This window comes from Nocardia carnea NBRC 14403 (genome assembly GCF_000308515.1).
Lineage (GTDB): Bacteria > Actinomycetota > Actinomycetes > Mycobacteriales > Mycobacteriaceae > Nocardia > Nocardia carnea.
In genome coordinates this window covers 1-5827 of sequence record NZ_BAFV01000101.1, presented here as the reverse complement: position 1 = coordinate 5827, position 5827 = coordinate 1, and the positions used below count along the sequence as shown (strand labels likewise).

Annotated in this window: 5 protein-coding genes; 3 read left to right on the top strand and 2 right to left on the bottom strand. The window is 64.5% G+C overall.

Translation table 11 applies throughout. The features are described from left to right. Together ON22_RS26780 and ampC are read left to right on the top strand one after the other, a co-directional pair. A partial coding sequence (locus ON22_RS26780) for an aldo/keto reductase (protein ID WP_043740742.1) occupies positions 1–770 on the top strand: 770 nt, incomplete at its 5' end. A gap of 211 nt (positions 771–981) precedes the next feature. After that, a complete protein-coding gene (gene ampC / locus ON22_RS26775; protein WP_063820666.1) occupies positions 982–2115 on the top strand; it encodes a class C beta-lactamase in 1134 nt (377 codons plus the stop codon). Positions 2116–2148: 33 nt separating this feature from the next. Here ampC and ON22_RS26770 read toward each other — a convergent pair whose 3' ends face one another. Together ON22_RS26770 and ON22_RS26765 are read right to left on the bottom strand one after the other, a co-directional pair. Next, entirely contained in the window at positions 2149–2466 is a 318-nt protein-coding gene (locus tag ON22_RS26770) for an alpha/beta fold hydrolase (protein WP_081595865.1), read from the bottom strand. 259 nt (positions 2467–2725) lie between these two features. Then, entirely contained in the window at positions 2726–4231 is a 1506-nt protein-coding gene (locus ON22_RS26765; RefSeq protein ID WP_051158123.1) for a hypothetical protein, read from the bottom strand. 267 nt (positions 4232–4498) lie between these two features. Between ON22_RS26765 and ON22_RS26760 the strand changes: the two genes are divergently transcribed. Then, entirely contained in the window at positions 4499–5824 is a 1326-nt protein-coding gene (locus tag ON22_RS26760; RefSeq protein ID WP_033247761.1) for an ISL3-like element ISPfr2 family transposase, read from the top strand. Positions 5825–5827: the final 3 nt, after the last annotated feature.

Genomic DNA, 5827 nt, shown 5'->3' with positions numbered 1-5827 from the left:
AGGGTACCTCGGAGGATTACCTCGGGGCCGCACTCGGTACTCGGCGGTCGGAGGTGGTTCTCGCGACGAAATTCGGTGGTCCGAAACCGGCCGGGCCGGATCAGGCGACGGGGTCACGACGTAATGTCGTTCGCGAGTGTGAGGAGAGTCTGCGGCGGCTCGGCACCGACTATATCGACCTGTACTACCTGCATTTTCCCGATCCTCGCACGCCGATCGAGGAGACTCTTGCGGCATTGGACGATCTGGTGCACCAGGGCAAGGTTCGCTATATCGCCTCCTCGAACCTCGCCGGCTGGCAGATTGCGGATGCCCATCACATCGCAACGAATCTCGGCGTGACTCGCTTCAGCGGCACTCAGGTGGAGTGGAGCCTGCTGAAACGGGCCGTGGAGGACGAAATCGTCCCGGCGTGCGAGCGATTCGATCTGGGCATCATCCCGTACTTTCCCCTCGCGTCCGGACTGTTGACGGGGAAGTACACCGCGGGCACGGATTTTCCGGCCGGGACACGGATGGCCGAGCTGCCGCGCCTCGCCGGTGCCGCAACCGATGCCAATTTCGCCCTGGTCGACCGATTGAGTGCGATAGCGAAAGATCAGGGACACACCATTTTGGAACTGGCCATCTGCTGGCTGCTCTCGCAACCACGTGTCTCGTCGGTCATCACCGGTGCGACCACTCCGGAGCAGATCGAGGCGAATGTCGATGCCGCCACCTGGCGCCTGAGCCCTGAGGAACTCGCCGCGGTCGAGAAAGCCTTCGGGTAGCGCACTGCGAACCGCAGTTCGCGTCATCGACCGGAAACCCCGCCCGGCCCGCCGGGCCGCGACCTCGCAGGAGTTCGCGTAACACCGATCAGCCGTGAAAACTCGAGCTGGGTAAGGTTTCCGCTCGCAGGGGTCCGAAACAATTGGGCTTGTTTGCCGCGGGAAGGGGCACCGATTGAGAACCATCACCAAATCCGCCCTGGCATTACCCATGGTGATCGTCCTCTGCTGCGTGCTCGTCGGCGCGACCGCCTGCACCAGAAGCTCCGATGCTCTCGCCACCGCCGTGAACCGCGCGTTTCAACCGCTCATGGCCGAGTACGACGTTCCCGGTATGGCCGTCGCCGTGACCGTCGACGGCGAACAACACTACTTCGGTTATGGCGTCGCCTCCCGGCAGAGCGGTGCTCCCGTGTCACGCGACACCATTTTCGAGATCGGTTCGATCAGCAAGACGTTCACCGCAACACTGGCTTCCTACGCACAAGTACTCGGCCGGGTCTCGCTCGACGATCATCCCAGTACCTACCTGCCGCAGTTGGCGGGCAGTGCCATCGACAAGGCCACGCTGCTGAATTCGGCCACCTACACGGCGGGTGGACTACCCCTGCAGTTTCCGCCCGAGGTCACCGACAACGCTCAGATGCTGACCTACTTCCAGCAGTGGGTGCCGGATGCCGCTCCCGGCCGGCAGCGGCGGTACTCGAACCCCAGCATCGGCCTGCTCGGCCATCTCACCGCCCTGGCGATGAACGGCGATTTCACCGAGCTGATTCAAGGCCGGCTATTCCCGAATCTGGGGCTGTCCCATAGCTACATCGACGTTCCGCACGCCCAGATGGACGACTACGCATGGGGATATGACGACAGCAATGCGCCGGTCCGGGTGACCCCGGGCGTTCTGGATTCCCAAGCCTACGGCGTCAAGACCTCCGCCGCCGACATGCTCAGCTTCATCGAGGCCAACATTGCGCCCGAAACTCTCGAACCATCCCTTCGTGATGCTGTCGAGGGAACCCACGTCGGATATTTCGACGTGGGCGGGATGGTCCAAGGGCTCGGCTGGGAGCAATACCCCTACCCCGTCAGCCTCGATCGGCTACTGGCCGGTAACTCCGTTGCCGCCATGAAACCCAATCCGGCCACACCCCACACCCTGCAAACTCCATCGCGTCCGACGTTGTTCAACAAGACCGGCTCCACTGCGGGGTTCGGCGCGTATGCCGCCTTCGTACCCGACGAACGGATCGGCATTGTCATGCTCGCGAACAAGAACTTTCCCATCGACGCTCGCGTCACCGCAGCCCATGCCGTACTACGACAGCTTTCGACGCAGACACCGTAATCCCGAGGAGTTCAGTGCGGAATAAGCGGCGTCCTACCCCAAGATCTCCAGGTTCGAACCGGGGATCGACTCGCGCATCCGCTGCGCCTCCGGCACATCGCCGAACGGGTTCTGCGCACCCCAGATGATGAGTGTGGAGGCGGTGATACGTGCCATCTGCTCGGGGCTGAGCAGATCCTCCACGCGGTTGTCCATATTCTGCAGGCACAGCAGGTTGTCGATACCGGCGACGAACTGCGGGCGGTGGTAGATGGTGTGGCGCACATCGACCAACTCCTCGCTCACATTCGCCGAATCGTGCATGAGCAGTTCGAGCCGCTGCCAGGTGAGGGCGCGGTCATACCACGCCAAGGGTGAGGTTCGTGGTAGTTATTCCGACGGAGTAGCTGTCGGGTGCGACGTAGCTGCAACCCCCGCAACGACCGAACAGCGACCATGACGAACCTTCCGAAACCGGACTCACCTCGAACGGGAACCGGTCGGCCCCCGCTTCCCCGCCGACCCTAGCCACCCGGCCCCTCCCAGCTCAACAGAACGCGGCTGGGTCGCGGGGCCGCCCCGATCTGTGTCGCTCAGTGGGAGGGCACCCCACCTCTTCTGGTCGGTGGGCTCAGCGATGTCCGGTTCCGCGGTGGGGTGTCGGCGCCGGTGCCGGCCGCCGTGGTGATGCTCGATGCACCACCTTCCGTGGGACGCGGCTGTGTATGCGACGACTCCGCTCATGGCTGGATTCCGAGCTGGATTCGTAGGCGAGGACTATATTCGCGCCGGCGCGGATCCGGTCGTCAACCAATTCCCGTAGCTGTTCGACGGTGACGCCGATGGTTCCGGCAAAGCCGTGTTTGACGAGGTCGATGAACTGTGTGTTGGTCAGGCGCCGCGGGACCTGCGGGTATCCGAGGACTCGTCCGGCGGAGCCGTCCTTGCGCGTCCGGCCGCTGAGTGTGCAAGGGTCGTCGAGGAGTAGTCGGACATAGGACACCGGTAGGTACATCCCGTCGGCGAGATCGGTTGCTCTGCCGCCGTTGTCGGGCCAATAGGCGAGTTTGAGGAAACAGGCGCTGGGGCTCAGCCGCCAGTCATCGGGCCGTGCCGGTGCGGTACTGAGCTGTTCGACCGTCTCGAGGCGCGCCAGCTGCCGGTAGAGGCGGTCGTCGACCGACACTGTGCGGGTCGCCGGATTCAGGCGCTTGTACTGGACAAGGACGAAGCTCTTCGTCTGATGGTGGTAATAGATGAGGTCGGTACCGAGACGCGCTTCGACCGGTGTGGCGTTGACATTGGCGATCTCGACAGTGCGGTCGTGTTCGGGATCGGTGAACACGTGGATATCGCAACGCACCGACTCGTCACGTACCCAGTCGTCGAATAGTTCGGCGCCTGGTGGCACAGTTCGAATGTCGTGGTGGTCGAAGATGCCGGCAGTATCGAAAGAATCCGGGGGTTCGGCGATCTTCCGGCCCGAGGCGGTGAGATCCTGTTCGATGAGTGCGGCCTCGACCGGCTCCGGAATCAGTCCGGCGAGATACGGATCCGCTCGGGAGGACGGCCGGGTCCACGCTCGTGTTGTATTCGGTGGCAGATCCGCGATCCGGGTGAGGACACCGACCGCATCCCGCTGTTCCTGCCACGACATATCGGCCGAGTTCTCGGGGTCGAGCCGAGGTGGAACTGCGATGGCCTGCAAATAGTCGAGCAATCGGGTGAGGTAGCTGTTCCGTCCGCGGAGTTCGCCCGCGATCGGACCCCAGATGTGCTCATCGATCGAACCGACACTTCCGAGACGACATTCTTCGTCGAATCGGGCACGCTGGTTCGAGTCGAGGCGCGCGAGGAAGCCGTCCTCACCCTCGGCCGGGATGTCATGAACCGGCCGGAGCGGATCAATGGTGAGATTGCCGTCGAACATACCGGCGGTACCGCGTTGCGTGGCGACACCGATCCATGCCAGAAAGCGAGAACCGTCCGATTCTCGACCGAGGACGAGGGTGAGTGCTGACGCATGGCTGTGCGGTAGATCGGTTTTGGCGAAGGTCTTCGTCAGGCGCTGCGTGGCCCGGAGATCGGCATCCTGCCGGTCGAGTTGGGCGCAGGCGATCGTGACGATGTAGACCATGACGGCGTCGGTGCTTTCTGTCGGTGGGTCACGCCGATCGTTCCACGATCACTGGGCGAGTGCGAAAGTTCAGCCCTCTGCATAGGACTCGGGTTCGCTGGGAGACAATCCAGGCGCGACGATCGGAACGGTGGGATGATGAAATCCGGTGATTTCCGGCTCTTCCCAGATGAGGGTGTAGGTCGGCCGGGCGCGTCGGTCCGCAGATAGACGTCGAGGTCTCCCGACGATGGAGGTTCCTACGCCATCCATCCGAAAGACCTCGACGTGTCCGACGCTACCCCGCCGGCCGGCTTCGGCCGCCCTGACCTGACCGCCTTCGCTCGACTCGACGGCCTCGGTCTGAGCGTGACCGGGCAACGACTTGAACCGGATCGTGCGGTCCTCGCGTGCCGCGTGGTGGAACCAGATCAGTGGTGCCGACGGTGCGGCAGCGAAGGCGCTGCTCGTGACACCGTGATCCGGCGGTTGGCCCACGAGCCGCTGGGCTGGCGACCGACCGTGCTGGAAGTTGTAGTGCGCCGCTACCGCTGTGCCGACTGCGGACACGTGTGGCGCCAAGACACCAGCGCCGCGGCGGAGCCACGCGCGAAGCTCTCGCGCACCGGGTTGCGGTGGGCGCTGGAAGGGATCGTGGTCGCACACCTCACCGTCGCCCGTGTCGCCGAGGGACTCGGGGTCGCGTGGGACACCGCCAACAACGCGGTCCTGGCCGAAGGCAATCGGCTGCTGATCAACGACCCCACGCGGTTCGAGGGCGTGAAGGTCATTGGCGTCGATGAGCACGTCTGGCGCCACACCAGGCGTGGCGACAAGTACGTCACCGTGATCATCGACCTCACCCAGGTCCGCGATGGCGCCGGCCCAGCAAGGCTGCTGGACATGGTCGAGGGCCGGTCGAAGGCGGCGTTCAAGACCTGGCTCGCCGACCGCGACGACGCCTTCCGTGACGCGGTCGAGGTGGTCGCGATGGACGGCTTCACCGGGTTCAAGACCGCCGCTGCGGAGGAGATCCCGGACGCGGTCACGGTGATGGATCCCTTCCACGTCGTGCGCCTGGCCGGTGACGCCCTCGACAGGTGTCGGCGCCGGGTCCAACTCGCGATCCACGGGCACCGTGGGTTCAGGGACGACCCGCTCTACAAGTCGCGGCGCACGCTGCACACCGGCGCGGACCTGCTTACCGACAAGCAGAGCGACAGGCTACGCGCGCTGTTCGTTGATGACGCTCACGTCGAGGTCGAGGCGACCTGGGGTGTCTACCAGCGCATGATCGCCGCCTATCGCCACGAGGACCGGCAACGTGGCCGCGAGCTCATGGAGAAGCTGATCACCGACCTCAGCGCCGGCGTCCCCAAGGTGCTCACCGAGCTCACCACCCTGGGCCGGACCCTGAAGAAGCGAGCCGCCGACGTGCTCGCCTACTTCGAACGACCCGGCACCAGCAACGGGCCGACCGAGGCGCTCAACGGACGGCTCGAACACCTGCGCGGCTCCGCACTCGGGTTCCGCAACCTGACCAACTACATCGCCCGAAGCCTGCTCGAGACCGGCGGCTTCAGACCCCAACTCCTACACCCCCGATTGGGATGAGCC